Origin of the sequence: Halomonas cerina, from assembly GCF_014192215.1 — a bacterium.
GTDB lineage: Bacteria > Pseudomonadota > Gammaproteobacteria > Pseudomonadales > Halomonadaceae > Halomonas > Halomonas cerina.
In genome coordinates, this window is sequence record NZ_JACHXP010000022.1 from 1 (window position 1) to 26,610 (window position 26,610).

Consider the following 26,610-nt stretch of genomic DNA (forward strand, 5'->3'; position numbering starts at 1 on the left):
GCTCGACGGCGTGGCCAAGGTGCGCGTCGCCGACGCCGCCGTCTATGCCCACCAGCTGGCCGAGCCCCTGGGCGAGCTGCTGGCCGAATTGGCCGACGACTACAGCCACGTGCTGGCCGCCGCCTCCACCACCGGCAAGAACGTGCTGCCGCGCCTCGCCGCGCTCAAGGACGTGGCGCAGCTCTCCGAGATCATCGCCGTCGAGTCCGCCGACACCTTCAAGCGTCCGATCTATGCCGGCAACGCCATCGCCACCGTGCAGAGCGACGACGCGCTGAAGGTGATCACCGTGCGCGCCACCGCCTTCGATGCCGTCGCCGGCTCTCTACAAGATCAGGGCAGTGCCAGCATCGAGGCCGTGGACACGGTGGTCGACAACGCCCTGTCGTCCTTTATCGGCGAGGAGCTGGCCCAGTCCGACCGCCCCGAGCTGGGCGCGGCCAAGGTGGTCGTTTCCGGCGGTCGCGGCATGGGCAGCGGCGAGAACTTCAAGCTGCTCGAGGGCATCGCCGACAAGCTCGGCGCGGCGATCGGTGCCTCGCGAGCGGCGGTGGACGCGGGCTTCGTGCCCAACGACATGCAGGTCGGCCAGACCGGCAAGATCGTCGCCCCGGACCTCTACATCGCCGTGGGCATCTCGGGGGCCATCCAGCACCTGGCGGGCATGAAGGATGCCAAGGTGATCGTCGCCATCAACAAGGACGAGGAGGCGCCGATCTTCCAGGTCGCCGATTACGGGTTAGTGGGTGACCTGTTCGAGGTGCTGCCCGAGCTCGAGCAGAAGCTGTAGCGTTTCCCTGCACAGGCCCACTTCGGTGGGCCTTTTGTCAACCAGGAGACATCATGCTGGACTGGCTCGAAGGTACCCTGCAACTGCCGGTGATCGGCTCACCGATGTTCATCGTCTCGGGCCCGGAGCTCGTGTTGGCGCAGTGCCAGGCAGGCATCGTCGGCGCCTTCCCGGCCCTCAATGCCCGCCCGGCTGGCGAGTTGGCGACCTGGCTGGAGCGTATCACCACCGAGCTGGCGGCCTGTCGCCGGGTCGATCCCGAGCGTCGGGTAGCGCCCTTCGCGGTCAACCTGATCGTGCACCCGAGCAACGATCGCCTGGATCATGATCTCGAGCTTTGTGCCGAGTTTCGGGTACCCATCGTGATCACCAGTCTGCACGCGCCGGATCGGGTGGTGGAGCGGGTCCATGCCTATGGCGGCCGGGTCCTGCATGACGTCACTACCTTGCGCCATGCGCGCAAGGCCGTGGCCTGCGGGGTCGATGGCCTGATCCTGGTCTGTCACGGGGCCGGGGGACACGCCGGCCGGTTGAACCCCTTCGCCTTCGTCGCCGAGGTGCGTCGCTTCTTCGATGGCCCCCTGGTGCTGGCCGGGGCGATCACCCGGGGAGAGCATGTCCTGGCGGCGCAGGCCATGGGCGCCGACCTGGCCTATGTGGGGACCCGCTTCATCGCCACCCGCGAGGCCAATGCGCCAAGCGACTACAAGCAGATGGTCGTCGACGCGGCGGCGGAAGACATCGTCTACACGAGCCTGTTCACCGGCGTCCACGGCAACTATCTACGGGCCAGCATCGAGCGTGCCGGTCTCGACCCGGCGGCACTGCCCGAGGGCGACAAGACGGCCATGCGCTACGGGACCGCCGGCGGCAGCAAGCCGAAGGCCTGGCGGGACATCTGGGGCGCCGGACAGGGCGTAGGGGCGATCGGTGATTGCCCCGGGGCCGGCGAGGTGATCGCGGAACTCGTCCGCGATTATCGGGCGGCCCAGCGGCGCCTGGGCGCTGCGGGCTAAGGGCCTCGGGCGGCGAGCCCAGGCACCTGGCGCCAGCTGCGAGCCTTGAGCGACAGGCTACGAGCTAACCTTGCCGGCGCAGCCCGCAGCCCGCAGCCCGCAGCCTACATATTCGGATAGTTCGGCCCACCCCCGCCTTCCGGCGCCACCCAGGTGATGTTCTGTGCCGGGTCCTTGATGTCGCAGGTCTTGCAGTGGATGCAGTTCTGGAAATTGATCTGGAACTTCGGCTTGCCGGCGTCGTCCTCGACCACCTCGTAGACTCCCACCGGGCAGTAGCGCTGCGCCGGCTCGGCGTAGTTCGGCAGGTTGTCGCGGATCGGCAGCTCCGGATCGGTGAGCTTGAGGTGACAGGGCTGGTCTTCCTCGTGGTTGGTGTTGGACAAAAACACCGAGGAGGGCTTGTCGAAGGACAGCTTGCCGTCGGGCTTGGGGTAGTCGATCGCCTCGCACTCCGCCGCCTTCTTGAGGGTGGCGTGATCCGGGGTGGTGTCGTGCAGGGTCGGCAGCTTGCCGCCGACGAGCTGGTCGAGGAAATTGTAGCCGCCGCCGACCATGGTGCCGTACTTGTGGATCGCCGGGCCGAAGCTGCGGGTCGCGTCGAGTTCCCGGTAGGCCCAGCTGGCTTCCCACTTCTGGGTAAAGGCGGTCAGCTCGTTGCCGCCTTCATCGCCTGAGGCAAGGGCCTCGAACACCGCTTCGGCGGCCACCAGGCCGGACTTCATGGCGGTGTGCAGGCCCTTGATCTTGGCGAAGTTCAGGGTGCCGGCATCGCAGCCGATCAACAGCCCCCCGGGGAAGGTCATCTTCGGCAGGCAGTTGAGCCCGCCCTTGGCGATCGCCCGGGCGCCATAGGCGACCCGTGAGCCCCCCTCGAGATACTGCTTGAGCACCGGATGGTGCTTCATGCGCTGGAATTCGTCGAAGGGCGACAGGTAGGGGTTCTGGTAGGACAAGTCCATGATCAGCCCCACCACCACCTGCGTATTTTCCGCATGGTAGAGGAACCAGCCGCCATGGGTGTGCTTATCCAGCGGCCAGCCGGAGCCGTGCAGCACCAGGCCGGGCTCGTGCTGGTCGGCGGGCACGTCCCACAGCTCCTTCAGGCCGATGCCGTAGTGCTGGGGGTCCTTGCCTTCATCGAGCTTGAATCGGTCGATCAGGCGCTTGCCCAGATGCCCCCGGGCCCCCTCGGCGAACAGGGTGTACTTGGCGCGCAGCTCCATGCCCGGCATGTAGCCGTCCTTGGGTTGGCCGTCGGCCCCCACGCCCATATCGCCGATCTGGATCCCCCGCACCACCTCGTCCTCATCGACGATCACTTCCTGGGCGGCGAAGCCGGGAAAGACCTCCACGCCCAGCGCCTCGGCCTGCTCGGCCAGCCAGCGGCACAGGTTGCCGGCGCTGATCACGTAGCGCGTCTGGTCGCCGCCGGAGCGCCGGCCGCCAGTGTTATGCATGGTCTTGGGCACCAGGGCGTTGGGCAACTTCTGGGCCTTCTCGGCATCCTTGAGCAGGTAGAGCTCGTCACGGGTCGCCGGTGTGGTCAGCGGGGCACCGCGTTCCTCCCAGTCGGGGAAGAGTTCCTGAAGGGCGCGGGGCTCGAAGACGGCCCCGGAGAGGATATGGGCGCCCACCTCGGAGCCCTTCTCGACCACGCACACCGTCAGCTCCTGTTCGGCCTCGCTGGCCTGCTGCATCAGCCGGCACGCCGCGGCCAGGCCCGAAGGCCCGGCGCCGACGATGACCACGTCGAAATCCATGGAATCGCGTTCGACTTGTGCTTCCACCTGCGTTCTCCTTTGTTGAAACCCGGGATCACACCACGTCGACGAGGTGGTCGCTGACATGTTCGAGGTGGTGATCGACGTCACCCAGGTAATGATCGAACATCACCAGGCGCTTGGCGTAGTGGGATACGTAGCACTCTTCGGTCATGCCCATGCCGCCGTGCAGTTGGATGGCCTGTTCGGCGACGAAGCGCGCGGCCTCGCCGCAGTAGGCCTTGGCCGCGGCGAGGCGGTAGTCGCGTTCGGCGGCAGGGCGATCGAGGCTGGTGGCGGCGAGAATCGCCATGGAGCGGGCCTGCTCGAGGTGCAGGTGCATGTCGACCATGCGGTGCTGCAGGCTCTGGAATGCCGACAGGGGGGTGCCGAACTGCTGGCGCTCCTTGAGGTAGTCGAGGGTCTGCTCGCAGGCGACCTCCATGGCACCGACCGCCTCGGCACACAGCGCCGCGCGGCCGAGCGCCAGGGAGGCATCGAGGGCCTGGGCGACGTCCCGTCCGAGACAGGCGTCGTCGCTCAACGAGACGGCGTCCAGGGTCAGGTCGCTGGCCGACTGGTCATCGATGGTGCGGTAGTCGCGACGCGACAGGCCGGTGGCGTCGGCGGGGACCACGAACAGGCCCAGGCCTCCGTCGTCGCGGCGTGCCGTGACCAGCACGGCGGCGGCCGAGGCGGCATTGAGCACCAGCTGTTTGCCGCCTTCCAGCACCCAGCGCTCGCCATCACGACGTGCGGCGGTGGCGATGCCATGGGCATCGTAGCGGGCGTCGTTCTCCTGCCAGGCCAGTGCCAGCTGATGCTCGCCTTCCAGCAGCGGGGCCAGCCAGCGCGCCTGCTGCCCGGCATCGCCGAGGCGAGCTAGCAGGTCGCCCGGCAGCACCAGGCCAGCCAGGTAGGCTTCGGGCACCAGGCCGCGTCCCAGCGCCTGCATGATGAGCATCAGGTCGGTGCCGTCACCGCCGAGGCCGCCGACCTCCTCGGCGAAGGGCATGTGCAGCAGCCCCAGTTCGGCGAAGGTCTGCCAAAGTGCCGAGCGCTCATTGGTCGGTGCCTCGAGCATGGCGCGACGCTGCTCGGGGGTGACCCGGTCGGCCATCAGGCGGTCGAGGGTGTCGGTGAGCATGCGCTGCTCGTCGGTCAGGGAAAAGTCCATGGGCGGCTCCTTACATGCCGAGGATCAGCTATTACATGCCAAGAATGGTTTTGGCGACGATGCTCTTCTGGATCTCGTTGGCACCGCCATAGATCGAGAGCTTGCGGCGGTTGAAGTACTGGGCGGCGCCCGCGGCGCTCTCGGCCTGGGCCGGGTCATCGAGCTCGGCGTCGCCATGCAGGAAGTCGGGGAAGAAGGGCAGGGCGGCCGGGCCCAGGGCGCGACGGGTCAGGTCGCTGAGCTCCTGGCGAAGCTCGGAGCCGCGTACCTTGAGCAGCGAACTCTCCGCTCCCGGCACGCCGCCGTCCCGGGCCGCCGCGATGACCCGCAGATTGGTGACCTCCAGTGCCATCAGCTCGAGTTCGGCCTTTACCACCCGCTGGCGGAAACTTGCCAGCTCGAGGAGCGGGCGGCCGCGGTGCTGCACCCGGGTGGCCAGCGACTTGAGATGGCGCAGCGCCTGCTTGGCGTGGCCGAGACCGGCGATGCCGGTGCGCTCGTGGGTCAGCAGGAACTTGGCACAGCTCCAGCCCTGGCCTTCCTCGCCGACGCGGTTGGCCACCGGCACGCGGACCTCGTCGAGGAAGACCTCGTTGACCTCGTGGGCGCCCTCCAAGGTGATGATCGGGCGTACCGTGATGCCGGGGCTGGTCATGTCGATGAGCAGGAAGCTGATGCCAGCCTGCTTCTTGGCGTCGGGGTCGGTACGCACCAGGCAGAACATCATGTTGGCGTGCTGCCCCAGGGTGGTCCAGGTCTTCTGCCCGGTGACGACGTAGTGGTCACCCTCGCGCACCGCGCGGGTCTTGAGGCTGGCCAGGTCGGAACCGGCGCCGGGTTCGGAGTAGCCCTGGCACCACCAGTCCTGATTGGCAAGGATGCGCGGCAGGTAGTGTTGCTTCTGGGCCTCGCTGCCGAAGCGCATGATCACCGGGGCCACCATGTTGACGCCGAAGGGCACGATGGTCGGGGCGTGGGCAGCGGCGCATTCTTCCTCAAAGATGTGGCGTTGCACGGGGCCCCAGCCGGGGCCGCCGTGCTCCACTGGCCAGTTGGGAGCCAGCCAGCCCCGTTCACTGAGAATATTCTGCCAGCGCAGCTGGTCATCGGGGGAGAGTCGCCGTCCCAGCCGGACGCGCTCGCGGATGTCGTCGGGCAGCTCGGTGGCCAGAAAGTCGCGCACCTCCTGGCGGAAGGCCAACTCGTCGGGGGTATAGTTCAGGTTCATGGGGTGCTCTCCGATGAGGGGGTTGAGGCGCCGGCGGTTGCCTGATAGTGGGGGCCACCCAGATGGCGGGGATAGCCCAGGGCCTCGATGGCCAGCAGGTCGATATCGCTGTGGCGATAGGCGAGCCCCGCCTCGGCAACCTCGAGAGCCGCTCGCTCCAGGGCCTCGCGGGAAGACTCGGAACCCTCCATGGCCCGCTGCAGGCAGGCGAGAATACTTTCGCCGCGACTGACTACCACGCTCAGCCGCAATGCCTTGAGGGCCTTGGCGACGGCTTGCTGATGGGGCGGGCCGGCACCGAGATCGACCAACTCCACGCAGCCCGCTTCAGCGGGCACCACCAGCAGCAACTCGGCGTCGACAGCTCGGTTGGCGGCCTCCGGGGAGACGATGGCGATGCGCAGCGTCTCCCCCGCCGTGCACTGCCTGCCCGGGGCGAGCAGGCAGGCCTCGACGCCCTCGGGCTTCTCCGAGAGCGTGATGCCGGCGCGCTCGCCTCGGTGTCTGAGTGTTTCGAACAGCGGATGATCGCCGAGCAGGGCGAGGCGCGTCAGGGCCGGGACGTCCTCGACTTCCGGCACCCGGTGGGGCGCACGGGCGGCGAAGAAGGCGTGAATCAGTCCGGCACGCTGCGGCGAGCTCATGCAGTCGAGGAACAGCCGGCGCTCGAAGGCCAGTCCCTCCTCCAGGGGGAGCCGACTGCTGGCCTCGATGGCCTCCAGCGCCCGGAAGGGGGAGTAGAGTTCCGGGCAATCCCGCTCCAGGGCCTGGCGGCAGTCGGCCACGGCCTGCGGCTTGGCAGCCGGGGCGGGAAGCTCACCGGTGCGACGCGTCGGCAGGTCGCCGACGAGCACCGCCCGAGCAGTGTCGAGGGCCGCCTCCAGTGGGGTCTCGGCTTCACTGATCCGGTCGAGGATGCCGAGTGCCAGCGCCTCCTCGGCGTCGACAAGGCGCCCGCTGGTGATCAGTTCAAGCGCCGGGGCGATGCCGGTCAGGCGCGGCAGGCGCTGGGTACCGCCGGCGCCAGGCAGCAGGCCCAGCTTGACCTCGGGCAGGCCGACCCGGGTGCCCGGCAGCGCCACGCGCAGGTGACAGCCCAGGGCCACCTCCAGGCCACCGCCCAGGGCGGTCCCGTGCAGGGCGGCCACGACGGGCTTGGGGCTGGCCTCGAGATGCGCAATCACCTCCGGCAGCAGGGGGGAGCGGGGTGGCTTGCCGAACTCGCGGATATCGGCGCCAGCGATGAAGGTGCGGCCCTCGGCCATCAGCACCAGGACGCGTACCGCGTCATCGGCCAGTCCTTGCTCGAGCGCCTCGAGAAGACCGCTGCGCACCGCCTGGCCGAGGGCATTGACCGGTGGGTTGTCGATGCGGATCACGCCGATGTCGTCTTGGCGTTGATAATGGACACAGGCTGTCATGCTTATCCTCTCTTGTCCGCTATGCGATATAAGGAATCTATTTTTTGAAACATCAGCAAATGATGTCGCGATTCCCTCACGGGGTCAAGCTTTATGAAATTAAATTTCGCTTTGCGAAATTATAAAAAAGAAGGCCGCCCGAGGGCGGCCGAAAGTTGCAACAGGCTGGGTCAGTGACCGGGGTGCACCGAACCGTTGAGGGCATGGTGCTGGCTCCATTTGGCCAGCAGCACGCCAGGCACCAGGGCGGTCAGCGAGATGCCGAGCAGTTCGAGCTGAGTGAGCGGGACCATGCCGCCACCGGGCAGGGCCAGGGTCAGGCCCGAGAGCAGCACCAATCCGCGGATCACTGCCTCCTGGATAACACCATGGCCCAGACGCCCGACCCAGATCAGGTAGCCCTGCATGGCCGAGGCGAACAGCACGATGCCCACCAGGGCCTGGACGAACACCAGCAGGATCTGCAGCGGCGCGCCCTGCATGATCAAGGCGGGATTGAGCACGAACAGGAAGGGAATGAAGTAGATCACGCTGCCCAGGCGCATGGCCTGCAGTCCCGTGGCCATCGGCCGAGCTCCGGCCACGGTGGCGGCGGCGAAGGCGCCCAGCGCCACCGGCGGGGTGATGAAGCTGAGCATGCCCCAGTAGAGAATGAACATGTGCACGGCCATGGGATCGAGGCCGCCACCCTGGATCAGGGCCGGCGCCAGGGCCACGGCCAGGAAGATATAAGCGGCGGTCACGGTCATGCCGATACCCAGCACGAAGCTGGTCAGGGCGCCCATGATCAGCAGCATCGGCACGCTGCCCCCCGCCAGATGGATGAAGTCGTTAGCGATGGTGCCGGACAGGCCGGTCATCGACAGCGAGCCCACCAGCATGCCGACCCCGGCAAGGATGGCGACCAGTTCGGCGAACAGCCTGGCGGCACCCGACAGCGTCTCACCCACATCCTTCCACCGCCAGCGGTTGTGCTTGGAGAGCTGGTTGAGGATCAGCAGCAGGGCGGTGGCATAGAAGGGCGCGACGGCTTCGCGTTGCATGACCAGCAGCATCCATACCAGCAGGGCGAAGACGAAGATGAAGTACCAGCCCTCCTTGAGGGTAGCCTTCAGTGAGGGCAGGTCCACGCTGGGCAGCCCCTTGATCTCGTGCCGGGCGGCATAGGCGTCGATCTGGATGAACAGCCCCAGGAAGTAGAGGACCGACGGGATCACCGCGGCCAGCGCCACGGCGGCATAGGGCACGTCGAGGAACATGGCCATGACGAAGGCGGTAGCGCCCATGACCGGGGGCATCAAGACGCCGCCGGTGGAGGCGCAGGCCTCGACGCCGCCGGCAAAGGAGCGCCCCATGCCGATGCGGCGCATGGCGGGAATCGACAGCACCCCGGTGGTCAGCACATTGCTGATCACGCTGCCGCTCATCGAGCCCATCAGGCCGCTGGAAAAGATCGAGACCTTGGCCGGGCCACCCCGCACATGGCCGAGCAGGGCGAAGGCCAGGTTGATGAAGAACTTGCCGCCGCCGCTTTTCTGTAGCACCACCCCGAATACCAAAAAGCCGATTACCAAGCCGGCGAAGGCCTGCAGCGGCACACCCATGATGCTCTCGGTGCTCATGGTGTGGTACATGGCCGTCTCCTCGAGGGAGGAGGGGAAGGCCTGGATCGGCCCCGGCATCACATCGGCCACCAGCGGGTAGAGCGAGAAGGCGGTGACGATCACCGCGATGGGCCAGCCGCCGGCACGCCTGGCGGCTTCGATGATCAGTAGCCAGTAGGCGTAGCTGACCCAGATGGCGGTGTCCGGCGCGGCGAAGGCCCAGCCGCGCTCGAGGATGGCGTCGGCGTTATAGACGAAATAGCCGCCGATGATCAACGTCACGGCGCTGAGCAGGTAGTCGTACCAGGGAATGGCATGCCAGGCGGAGGGCCGGAACGGCCAGAGCAGATAGACCAGCGGCAGCAGCAGGGCCACTACCGCATAGTAGAACTGGGTTTCGAGGCCCGTGACGATGTTTAGCCAGCCGAGATTGAACAGGTAGTCCAGGGTCATCAGCAGCAGCACGACCGTGACGGCACCCGGAATCCATGCCAGGCCGGACGGCAGCGGGCGAGTCTGGCTGATCTGTTCCCTGGCCTGCTGCGCAGAGCCGTCTTGTGTTTTTGCTTGGGTCATATCGGGGTCCAGGGCGTTGAAGCAGGGCGTTCAGGAAGGAGGGGAGCGGGGCGACCTGGGCCACCCCGCCGCAGTCATTCGAAGATGGGGTCGAAGCCGGCCTCGGTCAGGGCCTCGGCCCGGGCCGTCATCCAAGCCTCGCGGAAGGCGTCCTCTTCCTCGGGCACCTCGCCGGACATGAACTGCTCCCAGGTATCGAGGAGGAGGTTCTGGCGCTTGACCAGACGGTCCTGATGGACCTGCATCTCCTCGGTCCAGACGTCGATCTCCTGGTAGTAGTCGACCACGGCATCATGGAAGGGGATGACCCAGGTCAGGTCCTGGTGCTCCAGCGCATACCCCTTCGCGCCGGGTGCCGCATCCTTGTAGTCGTCGTGGTGTTCCTGAAGGGCCTTGATCAGGCCGTAGGCGACCTTGTCGTCGAGATCCTGGTTGGCGACCACGATGGGGTAGGGATAGCTGGCGCTGGGCAACGGGTTGTCGGCGCTGATGCCGCCGGCACCGGAGGTGACCTCATGAGGGCGGAAATAGGGCGCGATCGCCCTCATGCGCTCCCAGGCCTCGGTATCGTTCGGGTCGAGTACCGGCCAGCTGATCCCCCGCGGGCTGCTGGCGAGCTGCTGGGCCGGGGGCGTGACCGTGGTGGTGAAGGACGCATCGACGTCGCCGGCGATGATGCCGTCGAAGGAGCGGCCATAGCCCGGGTAGTCGACCCGCTCCACGTCATCCCAAGTCAGCCCGCCGAAGGCCAGGTAGGCTTCGGTGCCCTTGTTGAGGGCGTCGTCGCCGCGGATATAGGCGACGCGCTTGCCCTTGAGATCGGCGGGCGTCTCGACATCCAGGTCGCCGGCCACCGCCAGGGAGAGGCCGAAGGAGGCCGTGGAGGTGGTGATCACCCTCAGCGGCTGGGGCCCCCAGTCGGGATGGGCAAACATCATCACGCCCTCGGCGCCGTAGTAGCTGGCGATGCCGCAGGCGCAGAGGTCGACACGCCCCTGCTTGAGCGGGGTCATGCGCGAGACATCGTTATCGCCCGGCAGGATGCGCACCGAGGTGCCGTACTCGGACTGCAGCATGCCCCCGATGGCCACGGCCTGGGCATAGCCGCTGGAACCGGTGCCATAGGCGGTCCACGCCATGGTGTTAGGTAGTTCCACCTCCTTGGCGATGGCGGCCCCCGAGAGGGAAAGGCCGACGGGCAGGGTGGCGAGCAGTAGCGAACGAGCTAGACGGTGCATCTTCGACTCCTTTGGCATATGGCGCCTTTTTGTTTTGCTATGCGGTATTTGATTTCACGCTTCACGGCGATAATAGGGAGTGCATCGTTGCACTGTCAAGACGCAACGCTTCGTAGGCAGGGCAAGGACGTCGGTGGCCGTGATGGCGAACGGTGATGAGGCCCCATGGTTGACGCAAGGAGCGGACACCAATCGATGCCGCCATCCCGTAGAGGGTTGGACTATTGTCTACCGATCCGGCGATGGTCCATGCCAAGCGCATGCCGGCGCGGCTCGACGCGATGCGGGAGGCGCATGAGCGGTCACAGGATCTCCCGGGTCGCCTCCATCACCCGCCCATCCACGGTGCGCTGCACTTTGTTCTCGATCTCGCTGCACAGCGACTCGACTTCCGGGACCCTTAGCCCCGCGACCACGAAGGTCCACTCGCTGGACTCCAGACGGTCGCGCTGGTCGCTCTCGCAGACCGCCACCGCCGGGTTGCGGCCGTAGCGTTGGTGCATGCCGCGCATCCGCTGGCGCTTCTCCTTGAGGGAGGCGCAGCCGGGAAGGGAGATCCGCAGGGTGAGAATGCCGATGTTCATGACGGCTCCTGGTGGCTGGGTGCATGATCCTGCCGGGTTCGGATGGCCGGCCCCGGGTCTCTCGCGACGATTAGCATTCGCGTTTCGTTCCGAACCCGATATTGACTCGGCTGGTCAGCACCGCGGTGGCGTCGTTCCCGGCGCGTGCCTGGATCCGGGCCTCCAGCTCCTCGAGGACCCGGGCCTGTTGCTGCTGCGAGAGGTCGGCGACCAGCTGGCCGAGGATAGGGTTGCTGTTCATCAGCCAGTCCCACAGCGCCTGGCCCGAGGCGAAGGCCATGGTCTCGGTGACCCGCTCCACCCGGACGTCTCTCAGGCCGGTGGTGATGAGCCGGTGACGCAACTTGTTGGGTCGTGCGAGCTGGAATGGCAGCGGTGGTGGGTCCCGGGGGAGGTCGGGGAATTCGGGCACCGCGGCCTGGATGGCGTCCATCATGAAGCGAATGACGTCGACCTCCTCGGGCAGCCCTAGGGTGATCACCACCACCGTGCCGCCCGGCTTGGTGACGCGCACCATCTCGGTGAGTCCCGCCGTTAGATCGGGGAAGAGCATGACGCCGTACTGCGACCCCGTCATGTCGAAGGCGTCGTCGTTCAGCTGTAGGGCGCAGCCATTCATGACCCGGGCCTGAAGGTTATCGTAGCCCTCTTGCCGGGCCCGAGCCCTGAGCCGCTCGACCATGGCGGGGGAGATGTCGATGGCGGTGACCCGGGCGCCCAGGCGTGCCGCCGGCAGGCTCAAGGCACCGGTGCCGCAGGCCACGTCGAGGAACGACATGCCCCTGGTCAGGCCGGCCCGGCGCAGGGCCTCGTGCCCCAGCCACAGGTGCGTGGGCGTGACGATCCGGTCATAGCCCGCCGCGAGGCTGCTCCAGGCATCGCGGATCGGGTCGAGGTCGAGAATGGGCATGGCTATCCCCCTGAGAGTCGGACCAGGTGCCGCCCACCACCAGGCTGCTCACTGGCTCGTCACTTTCATTGTAGAGGGCGAACGTCGAGCGACTGGCGTGAAGCGCCTAACAAAAACGCGAGCAGAACCACGAGCCCTCGGAGGTCGCCTCCATCTCGAAGACGGCATGCGGCACATAGACAGACCTCATCAGGGACTCGCGGGCGGCTCGGGAGGCGTTTCGGACTGATGGTCACCGGCAAGCAGTGCCATGCGGACCATGGCACTGGGAGCGGTGTCGCTCTGGTGGACGGTCTCGACCCGGAAGCCGAGGCGTTCATAGAGCTGGCGGGCGCTGGTGTTGTCGGCGTGCACCTCCAGCCAGAGCCGACGGAACCCCAGGGTGTCGAAGCACAGGCGGATGATCGCCTCGACCGCACGCCGGCCGATGCCTTCTCCCTTGCGGGTGATCACGATACGCCGCAGAAGCATGTCGCGTTCCGCACTGGTCAGGCCCTGGAGGATCACGTACCCCACGGGCTCGGCCTCGTCGTCCTCGATGATCAGGTGGGAGCAGTCCTCGCGGTCGATGCAGGCCAGGTGGTCGGCCCGGGACCAGAGTTCGATGTTACGGCGGTTTTCCGGCGCCGACTCGGCGGTGCAGACGAAGGCGAAATCGCTTGGCTGGGTGGGGCGGAGATGCACGCCGGGCGCCTCGAGCACGTCGCTGTGTGTTTGCGCCTCGCGACGTGACAGCTGGTTTGGTTTGGCGTCCCGATGTCCCTGGCGGCCGAAGGGGCGGGGGCGGATCCAGATCCAGCTGAGCAGGACGAGGCCACCGAACAGGGTGTAGACGAGGAGGAACAGCCAGGCGGGGGCTTGATAGTACAGCAGCCGATGCAGCCAGTAGGCGATGAAGGAGTCGGTGTACACGACGTCCCCCGCCTTCTCCCGCAGTGCCATCTCCCAGGCGGTGAGAGGGCAGAGGGCGCCCAGCCAGGCCTGCAGCACCACGACCCCGATCGCCACCAGATGGGTGAGGCGGAACCAGGGGTTGCGCACCCACTGCCAGGCGCGACGCTTGCCGATCAGCGTCAGCGCCAGTCCCAAGATCACGAACACCACGAAGGCCGCGTGGACCATCAGGATGGCGTCCGCCGCCAGGGAGTAGAGCAGGCGAGGTTCCATGAGGCTCCCTCAAGGCAGGCACTCGGCGGATGAACGGCTCGGTCACCAGGGCTCGATGGCAGGGGCGCCTGAAGCGGTCGCGGGCCGGATGATCCGGTTCATCAACTAGCGCCCACGCATCACCCGGATCACATCGGCCATCGTCGCCAGGGCGATCTCGGCCGGCGTCTTGCTGCCCAGGTCCAGGCCGATCGGCATGCGGATGCGCCCCAGCGCCTCGTCGTCCAGACCGCCGCTGCGCCGGAGCCGCTCGGCGCGCTTCTCGGAGGTGCGTTTCGAGCCCATGACCCCGATGTAGAAGGCTTCGCCCCGCACGGCCTCGATCATGGTCAGGTCGTCCAGGCGAGGGTCATGGGTCAGGGCCACCACCGCGGTCATCGAGTGGGCGGGATGACGCCTGAGATACTCGCTGGGCAGCTCACGCAGGCAGCGGGCGTGGCCGGGGACGAAATCGGCCCAGACCTTGGGACGGGGATCACAGATCACCACCTCGAAGCCGAGCGACTGGGCGAACTGTGCGCAGTACTGGCTGACCGGCGAGATGCCGGCGATCAACAGCCGCGCTGCCGGGCCGACACGAATCCTTGCCTCCCGGGCAAGGAGCTCCACGCGCGAGCCCAGAGTATCGGCCGTCGTCCACTGGCTGAAACCGGTGTCGAGCGTCACGCGACGCTCCAGCAGGGTTCCGCCCCGCAGGGCCTCGGCGTACGACTCTAGCTCGCGGGCTGCCCAGCTGTCGGCGGACCAGCGCTCGATCAGCACCTCGAGACGCCCACCGCAGGGCAGGCTCACCTGGCTGGCGTCGATCGCATCGGCGCCATCGCCATAGGCGATGACCTGAACCGGGGCCTGCTGGATGGCCCCGGCCGCCAGGCGCGCCAGGAAGTCCTCCTCCACGCAGCCGCCCGAGAGCGAGCCGACATGCCGGCCATCGGCTCGGGTGACCAGCAGGGCGCCCGGCTCACGGGGCGCGGAGCCGAAGGTGGAGAGTACCGTGCACCACCAGAGCTCGTGCCCTTCGGCATGCCAACGTCGGGCGGCCTCGACCACTTCCAGATCCAGGGCGCGCAGGGTAGAGGAAGGCAAGAGGATCTCCAGGGTAGCTTGGGACGATTCGTATGGCTTCAGTCTGGACGCAGATTCGCCGGCTTGCCGCCCCTCATCGGCCAACACGATGGGCGTCAGGAGTGGGGGCAGGCGTCCAGGGGCAGGGCAGCGGTCGCCAGGTCCGCGGCCACGTCAATATCGATGTGGATGCCGGGATCGTTGACCTCGAACTCGAGGCAGTGCGTTCGGTGGCGGGCGATGATGCTGCGCGCGCCCTCGTCGCCGACCAGGGCGGTGAGCTCATCCCAGAACGCGCGGCCGAACAGCACCGGATGCCCCGGCCGGCCCCGATGTCGGGGCCGCACGATGCGCTTCGGAGTGGCGCTGTCTCGTAGCACCCTCAGGGTATCGGGCGACAGGTAGGGCATATCGCCCAACAGTATCGCCGCGGCCGCAGCCCCGGCCAGCTCGCCGTCGGCCTTAAGGACGGCGAAGGCATCGGCGAGGCTCGCGCCGAGCCCGGCGCGGGCATGGGGCGCTCGGATGATGGGGGTGTCGGGTGCAAGTCCCAGCGCCTCGGGCTCGTCCTGGTCGCGGATCACCACGCGCAGCCGGGGAAAGGCCGCCGCAGCGTTGGCCACCGTGGCGGCCAGCAGGGGCTGGCCACCCGGCAGCCGGGCCCGGCGTTTGTCCTCGCCATCAAAGCGCCGGGACGCCCCGGCGGCCAGGATTACCGCCACCACGCGCGCGTTCGAGTTCGAGGGGCGTTCCGCTCGTGCTGACTCTTGGCGCATCGCGAGGCGTCTCTGGCGTGGCATCGTCACAGGCCGGTCGGTGCCTCGTCCGACGCCAGCAGTTTCTCCACGGTGATCGGCAGGTCGCGGAGGCGCTTGCCGGTGGCATGATAGACGGCGTTGGCGATGGCCGGCGCGACCCCGGTCAGGCCGATCTCGCCGATGCCGCGGGCACCGAGCTCGTTGAAACGGTAGTCAGGATAGTCGAGCAGTTCGACATCAATCTCTGGCATGTCGGCATGGACCGGGATGCGGTAGTCGGAGACGTTGGCGTTGACCAGCCGGGCGTCCCGCGGGTCGTAGTCGAGGCCTTCGAGCAGCCCCATGCCAATGCCCATCACGATCGCCCCTTCCACCTGGTTGCGTGCGGCGACGGGGTTGATGGCGCGGCCGACATCGATGCTGCTGACCACCCGGGCCACCCGCAGCCGGGAGATGCCCGGGTCCCAGCGTACCTCGACGAAGTGGGCACCGAAGGAGCGGAAGCTGTACTCCCGGCGTTCGTCCCCCGGTGCGGCGTTGCCCTCGCCGGTGACGTCGGCGAGGCGGCGGTGCGCGAGGATCTCGGCGAAGCTGGCCTGTCGGCCCTCGGCCACCAGGGCGCCCGACTCGACCCCCAGAGACTCGGGGGCGAGGCCCGCGAAGTCGCCCCCTGGCCCGGTGGCGACCGCCTTCAGGGCCGCCAAGGCGTCGCGGGTGGCAGCGGCGACCGCCGGCAGCGTGGAGGCGGTGTTCATCGAGCCACCGGAGAGCGGGCCGGCGGGCAGGCTCGTCTCGCCCAGTTGGACCTCGACGCGCTCGATCGGCACGCCGGTGAGCTCGGCCACCGTCTGGGCGACGATGGTGTAAGTCCCGGTGCCGATATCCTGGGTGCCGCAGGCCGCGACCACCGTGCCATCGGCGAGCAGGGTCACTCGCGCCGCGCACGGCTGGCGCCCGGCGAACCAGGTGGCCGAGGCCATGCCCTGGCCGATGATCTCGTCGCCGTCGACCATGCTGGCGATCCGTGGGTCCCGTGCGGCCCAGCCGAACCGCTCGGCCGCGCCTTCCAGGCAGCGGTCGAGGTGCTTGCTCGACCACGGCAGGCCGCGCTGCGGGTCCTGGTCCGCGTAGTTCTTCAGGCGCAGGGCCAGCGGGTCCATGTCGAGGGCCACGGCCAGCTCGTCGATGGCGCTTTCGAGCGCGAAGAGGCCGGACACCTCCCCCGGGGCTCGCATCGGACAGGGCGTGCCGTGATGGACTGGCAGGATGCGCTGTCGGGTCGCGACATTGTCACAGGCGTAGGCACTCGTCGTGACGCCCCCGCAGGCATCGACATAGTGGTCGACCATCGAGGTCTCGGTGAGGCTGTCGTGCTGGATCGAGACCAGGGTGCCGTCGAGCTCGGCGCCGAGGCGGAGGCGCTGGCGCGAGGCGGGACGATTTCCGGTGGTCATCATGTCCTGCTGGCGGGGCAGCACCGTTCTGACCGGGCGGCCGAGCATCCTTGCCGCCGCGGCAGTGGCCACGGCATGCGGCCACATGAACAGCTTGTTGCCGAAACCCGAGCCGATGTAGTGCGAGATCACCTCGACCCGCTCTTCCGGCAGGTCGAAGATGCGCGCCAGGGCATTGCGCTGGTAGAAGACGCCCTGGGTGGATTCGTGCACGACCAGCCGTTGATCCTGCTCGCGCCACTCGGCCAGGGTGGCGTGCGGTTCCAGCGGTACATGGCTCTCGGCGGCCATGGTGTAGGTCTCGTCGAGGATCACCGGTGCCAGGCCGAAGGCGAGCTCGGGCTCGCCGCGCGTGTACTCGCCGGCTTCACTGCCCTCGGCGTCGCTGGCCGCCAGGCCGGGCATAGCCCCTGGCTCCTGCCGGTAGCGTGGCGCCACCCGGAAGGCCGCGGCTCGCGCCTGTTCGAAGGTCTCGGCGACCACCAGGGCGACGTACTGGCCGTGATAATGGATCCGGTTGTCCTCGAACGGCAGGCGCACCTCGCTGACCGCATCGCCATCGCGCATGCTGTTCGGCGAGCGATGCAGGTCGGGGAAGTGCCCGTGGTGGAGGATGTCCACCACGCCGGGCATGGCGCGGGCGGCATCGAGCGAAAGCGCCTCGAGCCGGCCGTGGGCGATGCTCGCTGGCACCGGATAGCCGTGGAGCATGCCCACGAGCCGGTGGTCGACGGTGTAGTCGGCGTGGCCGGTGAGCTTGGCTTCGCCGTCGACGCGCGGCGTGCGTCGGCCGACAACGTGATGCTCGGGGGTGGCGCTCATGCATTATCCTCCCTGGCGACCCGGGCGGCATCGCGCAGCGCCCGCACGATGGCCTGACGGGCCAGCGGAATCTTGAAGGCGTTGTGGGAGAGCGGCTCGGCATCGGCCAGGGCGACGTCCGCCGCCGCCTCGAAGGCGGCGATCTCGGCCCGTTTGCCCGCCAGCAGCGCCTCGGCCTCGTGGCAGCGCCAGGGCTTGGTGGCCACGCCACCCAGCGCCAGGCGCGCCTCGCCAATCAGGTCCTCGTCCAGCGACAGCATGGCCCCGGCGGAGGCCAGGGCGAACTCGTAGGCGGCGCGATCGCGCCGCTTGACGTAGGCCGTGCCCAGCGGCTTGAGCGGGGGCGCCAGGGTGACGGCGACGATCAGCTCGTCGTCGAGGTCGTGCTCGAGATGGGGAGTGGCGCCGGGCAGGCGGTGGAAGTCGGCGACATCGATTTCCCGCTCGCCATTTGGCCCCTGCAGGGTGAGGGTGGCGCCGATGGCGGCCAGGGCCACGCACATGTCGGAGGGATGCACCGCCACGCACTGGTCGCTGCCGCCGAGCACGGCGTGCATGCGGTTGAAGCCGTCCCGGGCATCGCACCCGCTGCCCGGCTCGCGCTTGTTGCAGGCCGCCGTCGGGTCGCGGAAGTAGGGGCAGCGGGTGCGCTGCATCAGGTTGCCGCCGGTGGTGGCCATGTTGCGTACCTGGGTCGAGGCGCCGGCCAGGATCGCCTGGGACAGCAGAGGGTGATCCGCGAGCACGTCCGGGTGGTAGGCGAGGTCGGTGTTGGTCACCAGGGCGCCGATGCGCAGGCGGTCGTCGTGGAGGCGCTCGACGCTCTTCAGCGGCAGGGCGTTGATGTCGATGACCCGGGATGGGCGCATGACATCGAGCTTGACCAGGTCGAGCAGGGTGGTGCCGCCGGCCACGAAGGCGCTGGCCGGCTCGCCCTGGCGGCGCTCCACTGCGCGCTCGACGCTATCGGCGCGGGCGAAGGCGAAGGTCCTCATGCGTCGTCTCCTCCCTCTTGGCCGTGCAGGCGCAGGCGGGCATCCTGGATCGCCGCGAGGATGTTCTGGTAGGCGCCGCAGCGGCAGAGGTTGCCGCTCATCGCCTCGCGCACCGTGCCTATGTCGCCGGCGACGCGGCGATCCTCGAGCAGCGCCACCGCCGACATGATCTGCCCCGGGCTGCAGTAGCCGCACTGGAAGGCGTCGTGGTCGAGGAAGGCCTGCTGGACCGGATGCAGCGCATCTCCGGCGGCGAGCCCCTCGTTGGCGAGCCCCTCGATAGTGGTGATCGCCTGACCCTCGCACATCACGGCCAGGCGCAGGCAGGCGTTGATCGCCCGGCCATCGAGGTGCACCGTGCAGGCTCCGCACTGGCCGTGATCGCAGCCCTTCTTGGTGCCGGTCAGGCCCAGTTGCTCACGCAGCACGTCGAGCAGGATGGCGTTGGGGGAGACCTCGATGGTGACCGGGATGCCATTCAGCCTCAGGTGGACGGATACCGTCGCTTCAGGGGGATGCTCGGGAGTCTCCTGCATGCCGGCTCCTCATCAGATTTTCGGCACGTCGGGAACGTCGGCGACACCGGCGGGCCGTACCGTTGCGCAAGGCGAATGACTTTCAAGCTAGGAGAGGTTGCCGGACGCGACAAGGCTGTAACGTGGTCTTGCCGCTAATGCGGTGGCAGGATGGTGGCTCGACACCTGCATTGATCTGGGTCACCGGCTTGCAGACCGAAGCAAGGCACTATTTTCCCGATGCTCCTATGTCGTTGCCATTATCCATGAAGCTTCTGGCTATCACCCTTGTTCTGCTCGTCGTTGCCGTGCTGGCGCTTTGCATACTCTTGATGCTCGACAAGCGGGCGGACAGGATCGAATGGGAGCGACTTGTCGCGCTGCAGCCCCTCGAGCCGCCCCTCTTTACGGAGGATAGGGTCGCGGACCTGCCCGATCCGGCACAACGCTATTTCGGTTTCACCATCCTGCCAGGCGCGGCGCTCTATCCGGTGACCGAGATCGACATGCGAGGACAGTTCAGCCTCGGCACCCAGGACGCTCCCAGCTACCGGCCCATGGAGGCACGCCAGATCCTGGCCTTACCCGAGGGCTTCGTCTGGTCCATGCGCACGCTGGGCGGCCTGCCGATCTCGGGCTCGGATTCGGGCCGATGGACCCGGTTTCGCTTCTTGTGGCTCATCCCGGTTGCCCGGATAGGCGGCGACCCGGATCACAGGCGCTCGGCGTTTGGCCGCTATGTGGCCGAGGCCGTCTTCTGGACACCCGCGGCACTTCTGCCTGGGCCAGGCGTGGCTTGGGAGCCGGTGGATGAGGACACGGCGCGAGTCACGGTCAGCCACGGGGCACTGTCGCAGGCGGTCGATGTCACCGTCGATGCCGTGGGGCGCCCTATCGAGGTCTCTTTTCAGCGCTGGAGCGATGCCAACCCCGACAAGGTGTACCGGTGGCAGCCCTTCGGCGGCTACCTGTCGGACTTCCGCGAGGTCGGAGGCTATCGACTCCCATATCGGGTGGAGGCAGGTAACATGTTCGACACCGAGGACTATTTCCCTTTCTTCCTGGCTGATGTGACGGCGATCCGGTTTCCCGGTCAAAAGGCAGACGAATGATCTGGCTCGTTCTTGTTTCACAGATTGTCTTGCCATTAGGCTTGTTGCTGTGGCTGGCGCTCGCGCCGGCGCACAGCCTGATGGGCTATGCCATGCAGGTGGCAGGGGTCGGGGCGTTTCTTCTGGCCTTCGCGCTGGTCGCCCAATGGGCTGTCGTGCCCTGGTGGTTGCCGCGCCTGTATGCCGGTCTCTTCGTGCTGGCCATTCTCGTGCACGTGCTGCGGGGCCACCTCTCGGGGCTGGCGGTGCTGCCTTCCGGGGTCGGGGGATGGGCGTCGATAACGGCCTCATTCGTGTTGCTGGGTCTCGGTGCCTGGTATGGGCCCGCGGCTGTTGCGGGTCGGGTCTTGCCGCCGGTGCCGGTGGTCGATATCGCCAATCCCTTCGGCCCCGGCACCTATCTTGTCGGCAGCGGTGGCTCGAGGGAGATCGTGAACGCGCATCTTCGTACGCTCGACCCGGAGATGGACCGCTACCGCCCCTGGCGCGGGCAGTCCTACGCAGTGGACTTCTTCGGCCTGACGAACTGGGGCACTAGAGCGGCGGGGCTGCGTCCGGCCGATCCAGCGGCTTACGCGATTTTCGGTGCCGACCTGCATGCGCCCTGCGCGGGAGAGGTCATGGCGACGGAAGACCACATGCCGGATTTTCAGGTGCCCGATCAGGATACGGTCAACCGGCTGGGCAACCATGTGCTGCTGCGCTGTGGGGACGCGGTGATTGTCTTTGCCCATATGCGGCAAGGCAGTGTCGCGGTCTCTCCGAGCCAGAACGTGACCCTCGGGACTCGACTGGGTGAGGTGGGCAATTCCGGCGCCAGCACTGAGCCGCATCTGCATATCCATGCGCAGCGTGCCGCCGCAGAGGGTGATCCGCCGATCTCGGGAACGCCACTGGCACTCAGGATCGATGGCCGCTTTCTGGTGCGGAACGAACGGCTTCGAGGCCGGGACAGATTTGAGGGTGAGCTCTCCGGCGATCGGCCTGGTCAAGCCCGGTAGGCGTCCAAAGCATGGCTGCGTGTCTTCACGGTCGCGCGGGAGGAGTGGTGCCAGGCCGAGCGGTGAGGTCCGCCAGCGCCAGCACATGATAGATCGCCCGCCACAGGGTCCAGCCCTCCAGCCAGTCGGCCGAGACCTCTACATGCCCCAGGGCCCGGGTCTCGAACAGGCGGGCCTGGCCCGGCGACAGGGCATCGCGCAGCCGCCGAGAATGACTGATTGGGATCACCCGGTCGTCCGGCCCGTGGATCAGTACCAGCCGCGCTTGCAGCGACTCGAGATTCCGGGCGGAGAGGTCGAGGGCCTCGAACTGGGTCTCCAGCGACGCGGGCAGTGCCTCGACCAGCGCGGCCACCCGGTTCGGGTCCCGGTTGGTGATCAGCTCATAGAGGGCTTTGCCATCGGGCCCGAGGTGCTGCACCTCGGGCATCGGTTCGTCGTCGCCTGCCAGGCGACGACGGGCGATCGCCTCCAGCCGTGCTCGATCCCCGGCATCCTCCAGTCGGTGCAGCTGGCTCAACAGGATCAGCCAGCGCGCCTCGCGTCGGGGCGACGGGACGTCTCGGCCGGACGCCCCGCGATCCACGCCGGTGGTGACATAGCGGAGCATGTCCGTGAGGTCGTAGTAGCCGCCCACGGCGATCACGAAGGGCACCCGGTGCGCCGTTTCCGGTTGCATGGCGGCGAGCAGCGCCGGGCCCACCGCGAAGCTGATAGCGGCCAGCGCCGTGCCCGATTCGGCCGCCGCCACCTCGGCCGTGGCATGGCGGATGGCATCGGCGATGCCTTCCACTTCGCGCATACCGACATCGAAGTCTCGCAGGCCCGGGAGCTCCGGCACCATCACCGTGAAACCGACGCGAGCCAGGGTCCGGGCGAGCGCCATCAGGCGGGGGTCGCGACGGCCCGCCTCGGTGAGGCCATGCACCAGGAGCAGGGCCCCACGGTGCGGCGTGGCCGGGTGGTAGAGATCTGCCACGTAAGCGCGGCCCGCCACGGTGTAGGCCAGATCCTCACGGTCGGGCGTCGAGGTGTGACGCTTCAGGCGGCTCGGCTCGTCGCCCGCGGCGAGGTCTCCCAGCACCAGCAGGGCGTCATGCCCTCGCTCCAGGGCGGCACACCCAGACAGCAGGACGAGCGCCAGGAGCGATGCCAGCAGGGCGGCGCCAAGGCCCGGGGCGGGCCCGGCGCCGTGGCCACAAAATGATAAAGGGCTTTTGGCGTCGGAGAAGCGCATCAGCGTCTCTCCAGCAATAGCTCTCCCTCGATGGGCACGAAGCGGGTGGACGCCTGGATCAGCGCATCGGCGGTCAGGGGCGCCACGCCATAGACCTCGACGTCCACCCCCTGCGCCTGGCGCAAGCTGTCGGCCAGTAGGGCGAAGTCACCGTCCCCCGAGGCCAGCACCACCACCTCGGCCTGGCCGGCATGCTTCACGGCATCCAGGGTGATGCCAACGTCCCAGTCGCCCTTGGCCGAGCCATCGGCCCGCTGGATGAACGGCTTGAGCCTCACTTCGAAGCCGATGTTACGCAGGATGTTCTGGAAACGGCGCTGCTTCTCGTCGCCCCGGTCGATGGCATAGGCGATGGCCTTGACCACCTGGCGGTTCGCCGTGGCACGTGCCCAGAGGGCATGGTAGTCGACCTGGGCCTGATAGGCCTGTCGGGCGGTGTAGTAGAGATTCTGGACGTCGACGAGCAGCAGGACCGCCTGCCTCGTGGGGGTGGTGGCCGGGCGCCCCTCGGGCCGTGACATCCACGGTCGGGTCATGCGCCGGCCCATAGAGACGCCGGGCCGACGACCGTTGTCGTGTCGATGAGGGAGTGGCGACGCAGTGCATCCATTGGGCGGTTCCGGTGGGCAGGAGAGGGCGTGTTACCGTCGCAAGGGTACCACTATCGCCCGGTAACCGCGGCAAGGCTACTGTCTCCTGATGGCGACAGCGGTGACGCCGCTGCGCCACATGGGGCCGGCACCGGGCCTTGCTATAATGAAATTTGGTACGACTTTTTTCTGAGATATCTCACATGGAGGTTTTATGACTCGACACCCAATGCTCCTCACTGCCCTGCTGGCCACCGGCCTGGTACTGGCCGGCTGCAGCTACACCCCAGCGCGCATCCAGTCCGAGCCCCTGGTGATCATCGACGACGAGCGCGGCCATGGCCATCGCGACGACCACCGTCGCGGTGGTTTCTGTCCGCCCGGACTGGAGATGCAGGGGCGCTGCTGAGACAAGCATCATCTGGCCGATGGCGGTCGCCACCGGACGCCTGCCCAGCCGCTTCTCGGCCAGACGCCTCGTACTTGCCGGCGAGCAAAGTCTTGCTCCGTGTTCTAGCCTGATGAGCAGCTGCCTCGCCGGGCCGTCACACCAGAAGGCCTGCCGGCATTCGGGCGCAGCACAACAATGACAAGACGACGCGAGGATACCCCATGAGCTCGAAGGTGCTTCCCCGGGTGGCGGCCATCGCCGCCCTGCCCCTGGCCATCGCGGCGACCCATGCCCAGGCCCAGTCCACCGAGATGGCCATCACGACCCTGCTTCCCGAGGACATGACCAACAACGAGGTTTACCCGGCGCTGGTTCATTTCAAGAACCTGGTCGAGACGCGTACCGGCGGCGAAATCGAGGTGGTGATCTTCGGTGGTGGGCAACTGGGCACGGAAGTGGAGACGGCTTCCGAGGTCCAGGGCGGCCGCACCCTGCAGTCCACCATCATCACCACCGGCGCCATGTCATCCTTCTATGATGATTACCAGCTCATGACGGCGCCCTTCCTGTTCGACGACTGGCGCCAGGCCTGGGCCTTCTTCGATGGTGAATGGTTTGCCGAGTTCATGTCCGGAACCATCGAGGAAGCCGACATGCGCTACCTCGGGACCTTCGACGATGGCGGGGGCTTCGTGGCCTTCACCAACAACGAGCGTCTGATCAAGACGGTGGAGGACCTCGAGGGACTCAACATTCGGACCGAGGAGAACCCGGGTCATGTGGCGATCATGAAGGCCCTGGGGGCCTCGGCGACGCCCCTGCCGTGGGGTGAGCTAATCACCGCACTGGAAACCGGCCTGGCCGACGGCCAGTTCAATGCCCCGGTGCTCAATGTCACCTACAACTTCGATGAGGTGACCGATTACACCACCCTGACCGGGCACGTCTACAACAGTGCCGCCTGGCTGGTCAGCGAGGCGTGGTTCCAGGAGCTCAGCGAGGAGCAGCAGCAGGTCATCGTCACCTCGGCCCGGGAGGCCATCAAGCTGGGTCACGGCCTGGCCGGTGCCCTGGCCACGGCCAGCTGGGTCGAGTCCTGCGAGCGTTTCGAGGAGTGTTACATCATGCCGCCCGAGGAGCGGGCGCGCATGGCCGAGATCGCCCGCCCCGCCTGGCGGCAGTGGATCACCGAGGACTTCGGCATCGATGAGGCGCGGGTCGATGCCTTCCTGACGGAAGTGGAGCGGGTCGGCGAGCAGGTGGTCGAGGAGGATGTCGCCACCTACGCTCGCTGAGGTGGCCGTTCTCGCGACCGCCACCATGCCCATCGCCCGGCCGCTAGGCCGGGCGCTGCATGCCCCGAGGATTCCCCATGCCGCTTCTCTCGCCCCTGCGCCGCCTGAGCGACGCCGTCAACCAGCTGGCCATAGTGCTCTGCGTGGCCTGTGTCCTGATCATGCTGGGTATCTCCTTCACCGCCTTCGTGTACAAGCTGGCCACCGGCAGCACGCTGAGCTGGACCTACTCCCTGGCCCGGCTCTTTTTGCCCTGGATCGGCTTTCTCTCCATGACCATCTCGCTGCGCTACGGTGAGCATGTGGCCATGACCCTGCTGGTGCGCAGCCTGCCAAGGCCACTGCTCAAGGCCGCGGCCGTGCTCTGCCTGGTGGTCATCGCGGTGTTCGCCCTGATGCTGGTCTGGTACGGCTGGGTCTATTTCGAAGGGGCGAGCCAGGTGTACATGGTCTCCGACCAGATTCAGGTTCACAGCAAGTTCACCGCCATCGTGGTGCCGCTGAGCGGCCTGGTTATCCTGCTACATCTGGTGCAGGGCTTCGACCTGCTGGAACACTTCATCGATGATCAGTCGACCATCGACGAGCTCATCGAGTCCACGGACAGGGAGGAGCGCCCATGACCCCTGCGATCGTCACCTTCATCGTGCTGTTGCTGATCGGCGCCCCGGTGGCCGTGGTGATGGCGATGTCCGGGCTGGCCGGCGGCTTCGCCATGGGCGGCGAACGGATGCTTGGCATCATCGCCGACCGCATGTTCTCGGGCGTGTCGGGCTTTTTGCTGATTGCCGTGCCCTATTTCATCTTCACCGCCGAGCTGATGAATCAGGGGGGGCTGACCCAGAAGCTGATCGCCTTCAACAATGCGCTGTTCGGGCGGGTCCGCGGGGCGCTGTCGCACGTCAACGTCTCGGTGTCGGTGTTCTTTGCCGGGCTGACCGGGGCGGCGATCACCGATACCGTCGCCATCGGCAAGATCATGATCCCCGAGATGAAGAGGCAGGGCTACGATGCCGAATATGCCGCGGCCGTTACCGCCTGCTCGTCGATCATCGGTCCCATCATCCCGCCCAGCGTGGTGATGGTGGTCTATGCCACGCTGCTGCGTGATATCTCGGTCATCGACCTGTTTGCCGGGGGCATCATCCCTGGCCTGTTGATGGCCCTGACGCTGCTGCTGGTCAGCTTCTTTTTGGCCTGGAAACGGGGCTATCCCAAGCAGCCGCCGACCCCGTTCAAGGTGGCGATCACCTCCTTCCTGGTGGCGCTGCCGGCGATGGTCGTGCCGCTGATCATCCTCGGCGGTATCCTCTCGGGGCTGACCACCATCACCGAGGCCTCAGGCTTTGCCGCCGTCTATACCATCGCCATCGGCGTGGTCTTCTATCGCAACCTCACCTGGCACAAGATCTGGCACTCCCTGGTGGTGACGGTGCGCTTCTCGGGGGTGGTGTTCTTCCTGCTGGCCACCTCGGCGGTGCTTGGCTGGTTCGTCACCCGCTCCGGCATCGCCCGGGACGCGGCGGGCCTGATCACCACCTTCAGCGACTCGACCTTCCTGCAGCTGCTGCTGGTCTGTGCGCTGCTGATCGTGATCGGCACCGTCATGGACGTGCTGCCGGCGCTAGTGGTGGTGGCCCCGGTGCTGGTGCCGGCGATGGTCCAACTGGGCGTGGACCCGCTGCACTTCGCCATCCTGATGATCGTGGTGCTCAACATCTCCAACGTTACGCCGCCGGTGGGCATGACGTTGATGACCGCCGCGCGCATCGCCCAGGTGCCCTTCGAACGCGCGATCATTGCCTCGCTGCCGTTCTATGTCGCCTTCCTCGCGGTGATCCTGCTGCTGGTCACCTTCCCGATACTCTCTACCTGGATTCCCTCGCTACTGGGCTGATGCA

General features: G+C 67.3%; 24 protein-coding genes. 8 read left to right on the forward strand and 16 right to left on the reverse strand.

Going from position 1 to position 26,610, the window contains the following annotated elements:
• Positions 1-790: electron transfer flavoprotein subunit alpha/FixB family protein (locus FHR94_RS16785; RefSeq protein ID WP_183327421.1), on the forward strand; the 790-nt coding region annotated here is incomplete at its 5' end.
• A 53-nt stretch (positions 791-843) separates the two neighbouring features.
• Positions 844-1,806 carry an NAD(P)H-dependent flavin oxidoreductase gene (locus FHR94_RS16790; protein ID WP_183327423.1) on the forward strand — a complete coding sequence of 321 codons (963 nt, stop codon included), beginning with the start codon at positions 844-846 and terminating at the stop codon, positions 1,804-1,806.
• 104 nt (positions 1,807-1,910) lie between these two features.
• Here the strand turns inward: FHR94_RS16790 and FHR94_RS16795 are convergent, their stop codons facing one another.
• The 14 genes from FHR94_RS16795 to FHR94_RS16860 form a co-directional block, all read right to left on the reverse strand.
• Positions 1,911-3,569: an electron transfer flavoprotein-ubiquinone oxidoreductase gene (locus FHR94_RS16795; protein ID WP_183327522.1), complete on the reverse strand. Its 1,659-nt coding sequence runs from the start codon at positions 3,567-3,569 to the stop codon at positions 1,911-1,913.
• A gap of 55 nt (positions 3,570-3,624) precedes the next feature.
• Positions 3,625-4,746, reverse strand: a complete 1,122-nt coding sequence (locus tag FHR94_RS16800) for an acyl-CoA dehydrogenase family protein (RefSeq protein ID WP_183327425.1) — start codon at positions 4,744-4,746, stop codon at positions 3,625-3,627.
• 31 nt (positions 4,747-4,777) lie between these two features.
• The gene (locus FHR94_RS16805; RefSeq protein WP_183327427.1) at positions 4,778-5,974 is read right to left on the reverse strand and encodes an acyl-CoA dehydrogenase family protein; all 1,197 of its coding nucleotides are present in this window, start codon (positions 5,972-5,974) and stop codon (positions 4,778-4,780) included.
• A complete protein-coding gene (locus tag FHR94_RS16810; protein ID WP_183327429.1) occupies positions 5,971-7,395 on the reverse strand; it encodes an enoyl-CoA hydratase/isomerase family protein in 1,425 nt (474 codons plus the stop codon). Before FHR94_RS16810 ends, FHR94_RS16805 begins: the two co-directional genes overlap by 4 nt.
• Positions 7,396-7,565: 170 nt before the next feature.
• Entirely contained in the window at positions 7,566-9,575 is a 2,010-nt protein-coding gene (locus tag FHR94_RS16815) for a TRAP transporter permease (protein ID WP_183327431.1), read from the reverse strand.
• A 74-nt stretch (positions 9,576-9,649) separates the two neighbouring features.
• Entirely contained in the window at positions 9,650-10,813 is a 1,164-nt protein-coding gene (locus FHR94_RS16820; protein ID WP_183327434.1) for a TAXI family TRAP transporter solute-binding subunit, read from the reverse strand.
• A gap of 302 nt (positions 10,814-11,115) precedes the next feature.
• Positions 11,116-11,397, reverse strand: a complete 282-nt coding sequence (locus tag FHR94_RS16825) for a DUF503 domain-containing protein (RefSeq protein ID WP_183327436.1) — start codon at positions 11,395-11,397, stop codon at positions 11,116-11,118.
• A gap of 70 nt (positions 11,398-11,467) precedes the next feature.
• The gene (locus tag FHR94_RS16830; protein ID WP_183327438.1) at positions 11,468-12,307 is read right to left on the reverse strand and encodes a class I SAM-dependent methyltransferase; all 840 of its coding nucleotides are present in this window, start codon (positions 12,305-12,307) and stop codon (positions 11,468-11,470) included.
• A 189-nt stretch (positions 12,308-12,496) separates the two neighbouring features.
• Entirely contained in the window at positions 12,497-13,474 is a 978-nt protein-coding gene (locus FHR94_RS19990) for a GNAT family N-acetyltransferase (protein WP_183327440.1), read from the reverse strand.
• Between the two features lie 105 nt (positions 13,475-13,579).
• Positions 13,580-14,560, reverse strand: a complete 981-nt coding sequence (locus tag FHR94_RS16840) for an XdhC family protein (protein ID WP_343064681.1) — start codon at positions 14,558-14,560, stop codon at positions 13,580-13,582.
• 95 nt (positions 14,561-14,655) lie between these two features.
• Positions 14,656-15,315: a nucleotidyltransferase family protein gene (locus FHR94_RS16845; protein ID WP_183327442.1), complete on the reverse strand. Its 660-nt coding sequence runs from the start codon at positions 15,313-15,315 to the stop codon at positions 14,656-14,658.
• Positions 15,316-15,341: 26 nt separating this feature from the next.
• On the reverse strand, positions 15,342-17,573 hold the full coding sequence (locus FHR94_RS16850; protein ID WP_183327444.1) for a xanthine dehydrogenase family protein molybdopterin-binding subunit: 2,232 nt from the start codon (positions 17,571-17,573) through the stop codon (positions 15,342-15,344).
• Positions 17,570-18,568 (reverse strand): FAD binding domain-containing protein, encoded by a 999-nt coding sequence (locus FHR94_RS16855; RefSeq protein ID WP_183327446.1) that lies wholly within the window; start codon positions 18,566-18,568, stop codon positions 17,570-17,572. The genes FHR94_RS16850 and FHR94_RS16855 overlap by 4 nt, the downstream gene beginning before the upstream one ends.
• Entirely contained in the window at positions 18,565-19,104 is a 540-nt protein-coding gene (locus tag FHR94_RS16860; RefSeq protein WP_183327448.1) for a (2Fe-2S)-binding protein, read from the reverse strand. The genes FHR94_RS16855 and FHR94_RS16860 overlap by 4 nt, the downstream gene beginning before the upstream one ends.
• A gap of 170 nt (positions 19,105-19,274) precedes the next feature.
• On the opposite strand from FHR94_RS16860, the gene FHR94_RS16865 reads away from it, so the two are divergent.
• Positions 19,275-20,195 carry a DUF6544 family protein gene (locus tag FHR94_RS16865; RefSeq protein WP_246390025.1) on the forward strand — a complete coding sequence of 307 codons (921 nt, stop codon included), beginning with the start codon at positions 19,275-19,277 and terminating at the stop codon, positions 20,193-20,195.
• Positions 20,192-21,196 carry a M23 family metallopeptidase gene (locus FHR94_RS16870; RefSeq protein WP_183327450.1) on the forward strand — a complete coding sequence of 335 codons (1,005 nt, stop codon included), beginning with the start codon at positions 20,192-20,194 and terminating at the stop codon, positions 21,194-21,196. The genes FHR94_RS16865 and FHR94_RS16870 overlap by 4 nt, the downstream gene beginning before the upstream one ends.
• A 25-nt stretch (positions 21,197-21,221) precedes the next feature.
• Here FHR94_RS16870 and FHR94_RS16875 read toward each other — a convergent pair whose 3' ends face one another.
• Positions 21,222-22,433, reverse strand: a complete 1,212-nt coding sequence (locus FHR94_RS16875) for an alpha/beta hydrolase family protein (protein WP_183327452.1) — start codon at positions 22,431-22,433, stop codon at positions 21,222-21,224.
• On the reverse strand, positions 22,433-22,954 hold the full coding sequence (locus FHR94_RS16880; RefSeq protein WP_183327529.1) for a LabA-like NYN domain-containing protein: 522 nt from the start codon (positions 22,952-22,954) through the stop codon (positions 22,433-22,435). Before FHR94_RS16880 ends, FHR94_RS16875 begins: the two co-directional genes overlap by 1 nt.
• 283 nt (positions 22,955-23,237) lie before the next feature.
• Here FHR94_RS16880 and FHR94_RS16885 point away from each other — a divergent pair, with 283 nt between their 5' ends.
• From FHR94_RS16885 to FHR94_RS16900, 4 genes are all read left to right on the forward strand, one after another.
• On the forward strand, positions 23,238-23,432 hold the full coding sequence (locus FHR94_RS16885) for a hypothetical protein (protein WP_221188521.1): 195 nt from the start codon (positions 23,238-23,240) through the stop codon (positions 23,430-23,432).
• 203 nt (positions 23,433-23,635) lie between these two features.
• Entirely contained in the window at positions 23,636-24,709 is a 1,074-nt protein-coding gene (gene dctP / locus FHR94_RS16890; protein ID WP_183327454.1) for a TRAP transporter substrate-binding protein DctP, read from the forward strand.
• Positions 24,710-24,786: 77 nt separating this feature from the next.
• A complete protein-coding gene (locus FHR94_RS16895) occupies positions 24,787-25,332 on the forward strand; it encodes a TRAP transporter small permease (RefSeq protein WP_183327456.1) in 546 nt (181 codons plus the stop codon).
• On the forward strand, positions 25,329-26,606 hold the full coding sequence (locus FHR94_RS16900; RefSeq protein ID WP_183327458.1) for a TRAP transporter large permease: 1,278 nt from the start codon (positions 25,329-25,331) through the stop codon (positions 26,604-26,606). The genes FHR94_RS16895 and FHR94_RS16900 overlap by 4 nt, the downstream gene beginning before the upstream one ends.
• Positions 26,607-26,610: the final 4 nt, after the last annotated feature.